3 protein-coding genes and 2 pseudogenes are annotated in these 4493 nt (G+C 58.4%); 2 read left to right on the top strand and 3 right to left on the bottom strand.

Translation table 11 applies throughout. The features are described from left to right. Window positions 1-236: pseudogene (locus CPT76_RS37920) on the top strand (N-acetylglucosamine kinase); the annotation flags it as partial. Window positions 237-248: 12 nt separating this feature from the next. Next, window positions 249-1574 (top strand): 6-phospho-beta-glucosidase, encoded by a 1326-nt coding sequence (locus CPT76_RS28135; protein WP_105445228.1) that lies wholly within the window; start codon window positions 249-251, stop codon window positions 1572-1574. 43 nt (window positions 1575-1617) lie between these two features. Here CPT76_RS28135 and CPT76_RS28130 read toward each other — a convergent pair. The 3 genes and pseudogenes from CPT76_RS28130 to CPT76_RS28120 form a co-directional block, all read right to left on the bottom strand. Next, a pseudogene (locus tag CPT76_RS28130) lies at window positions 1618-2778 on the bottom strand (multidrug effflux MFS transporter); the annotation flags it as partial. A gap of 497 nt (window positions 2779-3275) precedes the next feature. Beyond that, a complete protein-coding gene (locus tag CPT76_RS28125; RefSeq protein WP_076173020.1) occupies window positions 3276-4109 on the bottom strand; it encodes a carbohydrate ABC transporter permease in 834 nt (277 codons plus the stop codon). A gap of 26 nt (window positions 4110-4135) precedes the next feature. Further along, window positions 4136-4493: carbohydrate ABC transporter permease (locus CPT76_RS28120; protein WP_146116451.1), on the bottom strand; the 358-nt coding region annotated here is incomplete at its 5' end.

Below are 4493 nucleotides of genomic sequence, written 5' to 3'. Positions count from 1 at the left end.
TGGTGCTTGCCGGCAGCCTGCTGACGCGGGGTGACCGCGGTTGGATCCGCGGCCCGATAGAGCAGGCCGTTCGAGCCGTTGCTCCAACGGCCTCGGTCGTGACGCTCGCGACGGAGCCGGTCGTCGGCGCCGTGTGGGCGGCCATGGAGGCGGACGGTCTAACGATTCCGGAACAGGTCTATGAGCAGATGCGGCTGTTCCGCGATTTTGAGCATATTCACCAAACTACCCGATAGGAGTGAAGGATCATGACTTCAAAACAGGGGTTGAAAATAGCAGTGATCGGCGGGGGCTCCTCGTATACGCCGGAGCTGGTGGAAGGGTTTATCCTGCATCACCGTGAGCTTCCGGTCCGCGAGCTGTGGCTCGTCGATATCGAGCCAGGTCTCCGGAAGCTGAACATTGTCGGCAGCCTGGCGAAGCGGATGGTCGAGAAGTCCGGACTGCCGATTGAAGTGCATCTGACCACCGACCGCCGCAAAGCGATAGAAGGCGCCGACTTCGTCAGCACCCAAATGCGCGTAGGCATGCTGGATGCCCGGGGACGCGACGAATCGATTCCGCTCAAGTACGGGGTCATCGGTCAGGAAACGACCGGCCCCGGCGGCATGATGAAGGCGCTGCGCACGATCCCGGTCCTGCTCGATATTTGCCGGGATATGGAGGAGCTGGCGCCAAACGCCTGGCTGCTTAACTTTACCAACCCGGCCGGCATGGTCACCGAGGCCATCCTGAAGTATTCCAACGTCCGCAGCATCGGGTTATGCAACGCGCCCATCGGCCTGATCAAGCAAACTTCCGCCAAATACCAGGTCGCTCCTGACCGGGTCTACGCTGAGTTTGTGGGTCTGAATCATCTTCACTGGGTCACCCGCGTCGATGTCGAGGGCGAAGACAAACTCGATGAACTGCTCGCCGATACCGCCGGCTACAGCGCTTCGAACGTGCCGGCCCGCGAATGGAATCCCGAGTTTCTGCAGTCGCTGCGCGCCCTGCCTTCCTATTATTTAAAATATTTTTACATGACGGATGCGATGCTGAAGGAACAGCTCGAGTCCTTCCATCAGGGCATCAACCGCGCCGAGGTCGTGAAGCGGGTCGAAGAGGAGCTGTTCGAGCTCTACAGCGACCCGGATCTGAAAGAGAAGCCGAAGCAGCTGGAGCAGCGCGGCGGCGCCTTCTACTCCGAAGCCGCCGTCAACCTGATGCGGTCGCTCTATAACGGCACCAATGACATCCAGACGCTGAACGTGGCCAACCGCGGGACGCTGCCGTTCCTGCCCGAGGACGCCAGCATTGAGGTCAACTGCGTCGTAACGAAGAACGGGCCCCTCCCGCTGCCTGTGACGCGCATCCCGCGGATGGCCGTCGGCCTGATTCAGGCCGTCAAAACCTATGAGCAGCTCGCCATCGACGCTGCGGTCACCGGTGACCGCGGGCTGGCGATCCAAGCGCTGGCCCATCACCCGCTTGTGCCGTCGGTCGAAGTAGCCATCAAGATGCTGGATGAGATGCTGGAGGCCAACAAAGAATACTTGCCGCAGTTTTTCGGGAAAACACCAGCTCATCCCTGAGGCAGAAGGATGGTCTCAAGGGGTGCGCGGATGAGCGTGACGCCTGTCTAAGGTGCCGGCGCACCAGCAGCACGTAGCACAGCACGGCGCCGACGTCCGCGCAGGCGATGACGATGCCCATCGGCAGGGCCGAGGTACTGCCTCCGATGCCCACGAGCGGGCTGACGATCCCACCGAAGATGTAGGAGAGCAGCCCAAGCAGCGCCGAGGCGCTGCCTGCCGAGCGGCCGTAATCCTGCAGAGCCAGCGAGGAACCTGCGGTTCCGACGATGCCGACGCAGGATACGACCACGAACAGCGGCGGCAGGATCGCCGCAAGGCCTGCCCCGGCGGCGAGCAGGATCAGCAGCAGCACGCCGCCGATCGTCGCCAGGGTAATGCCGGTCACGAGCAGCTTCCTCTCGCTGACGCGTCCGGCCAAGCGGCCGGTGATCTGCCCCGCGATAATGATCCCGAGTCCGTTCGTGGCGAAGATCACGCTGAACATTTGCGGGGATACCCCGTAGATTTCCTGCAGCACGAACGGCGAGCCGGAAATGTAGGCAAACATCGCGGCTGATATGAAGCCTGAGCTGAGCGCCAGGCCCATGAACTTGCCGTCGCGCAGCAGCTTGCCGAACGTCTTCACCGTGCCCAGCGTCCCGCCGCCGGAGCGGTTGCCGGGCGCCAGCGTTTCCGGCAGCCCGAGCATGACGGCCAGCAGCATGGCGACCCCGATGGCGGTCAGCACGATAAATACGCCGCGCCACGAAGTCACCTGAAGCAGCTGCCCGCCCAGGATCGGCGACAGAATCGGCGCCGCCCCATTCACCAGCATCAGCATGGAGAAAAACTTGGTCAGCTCGCTCCCGGAGTACATGTCCCGGACGATCGCCCTCGAAATGACAATGCCCGCTGAGCCGGCAATGCCCTGGATAAACCGGAGCAGAATCAGCAGCTCAATCGACGGGCTGAAGGCGCACAGCAGCGACGAAACCCCGTAAACCACCATCCCGATCATTAGCGGCGTGCGGCGTCCCCTCACATCGCTGATTGGCCCCGCCAGCAGCTGGCCTACCGCAAGCCCGATGAGGCAGGACGTCAAGCTGAGCTGGGTCAGCGAGGCCGTCGTGTGCATCGACTTGGCCATTTCCGGCAAAGACGGCAAATACATATCAAGTGAAAACGGACCGAAGGCCGACAGCGCCCCCAGCACAATAATCATCCAGACCCGGTTCGCACCCGGTCCGGAAGCAGCTGCGGCCGCAGAGCCGCCTGCCTTCGCATCCGTATGTGAACGTTTATTCATAAGTTCTATCTTGTTCCCCCTCTGTGTTCCCTGCTCCGATGCATGGCCTTTATAAAGTGAATTTTCTTCACCAGATAGATTGAACTAAAGTATAGAGTATCATATTTCCCCCGCGAAATGAGCGGCTTGCCTATATTTCCATAATCATCGTCCTCCCCCTTCAACCGTTCCCCCATACCGCTATCCCCATTTCCTTGGCGCTCGGTCACCCCGCCTTTTTGGCAGCTTACGTCTACAAAGAAAAACAGCCTGGCCAAAGAAATTTGGCCACGCTGCAGCGACTTGCTAACAAACACGTTTATCGACGTACTTTATAAGAAGACATACCGGTTTAGCGGAAGTTTTTCTTGCGAGATAAGGATGTTTGCCTGGGAAGTTAATACTTTCTTATCTCCAAACATAGACACAACCCTTTATCCCTTGATTCCGGACAGCGTTACGCCCTCGATGATATACCGTTGACCGATAATATACACAATCAGCACCGGAATCAGCGCAATCGAGGCGCCGGCCATCATGAGCGTCCAGTCCGTGGAATACATGCCGCGGTACAGGTTCAGCATCATCGGGACGGTGAATTTTTCGGGAGTGTTCAGGAAAATGAGCGGATAGAAGAAGCTGTTCCACATGCCGAGGAACGTGAAAATGCCGAGCGCCGACAAAGCCGGCTTCACCAGGGGCAGCATGATCCGCGCATAAATCGTCCAGCGGTTGGCGCCGTCCACGATGGCGGCCTCCTCCATCTCCTTCGGAATGCCTCTGAAAAACTGGCGCAGCAGAAACACGCCGAAGGCGTTAAACAGCGCGGCGGGCACAATGATCGACAAATGCGAGTCGAGCCAGCCGATGCTTTTCATCATCAAATACAGGGGAATGATCGTGACTTGCCCCGGCACCATCATCGTCGCCAGAAACAGGACGAAGAGGGGCTCCCGGAAAGGAAAGCGGATCTTGGCAAACGCGTAAGCCGCCATCGAGCAGGTGAACAGCTGCGAAGCAACGACGATGATGTTGATATAGAAGCTGTTGAAATACGCCCTTCCGAAGGGCAAAGCCGTTAACGAGGTTTTGAAATTGGACCACACGAACGGATCGGGAATCCATTTGGGCGGCACGATAAAAACTTGGGACAGATCCTTGAGCGAGCTGAGCAGCATCCATACAAACGGCAGTGCCATAATGCACGCGCCGATCAGCAATATAATGTGAAGCAGGACGGTGGACAAACGTAGTCCTCTGGTCTGCATGCGTTCTCCTCCTTATCCGGTCGATTCTAGTCCTCGTAATGGACCCAGCGTTTGGACATTTTCATTTGGAACAGCGTCAGCGCCAAGATCATGATGAACAAAATGACTGCGGTCGCCGTGCTTTTTCCGAACGTAAAGTCCACGAACGCCGTATCGTAAATGTGAAACACGATCGTATAGCTCGCTTTCGCGGGCCCGCCGGAGGTCATGACGAACGACTGGTCGAACACCTGAAACGAACCGATGATCGTCATAATCGTCACGAAAAAGGTCGTCGGAGACAGCAGCGGAACGGTTATATTGACAAACTGCTGCCATTTGCTGGCGCCGTCAATCTGTGCCGCTTCGTAATAGCTGGCGGATATGCCCTGCAGCCCGGCCAGG

This window comes from Paenibacillus sp. AR247, from assembly GCF_002968895.1.
Lineage (GTDB): Bacteria > Bacillota > Bacilli > Paenibacillales > Paenibacillaceae > Paenibacillus_AQ > Paenibacillus_AQ favisporus.
The sequence above is the reverse complement of the archived record's forward strand: the minus strand, read 5'-3'. Positions and strand labels throughout refer to the sequence as shown.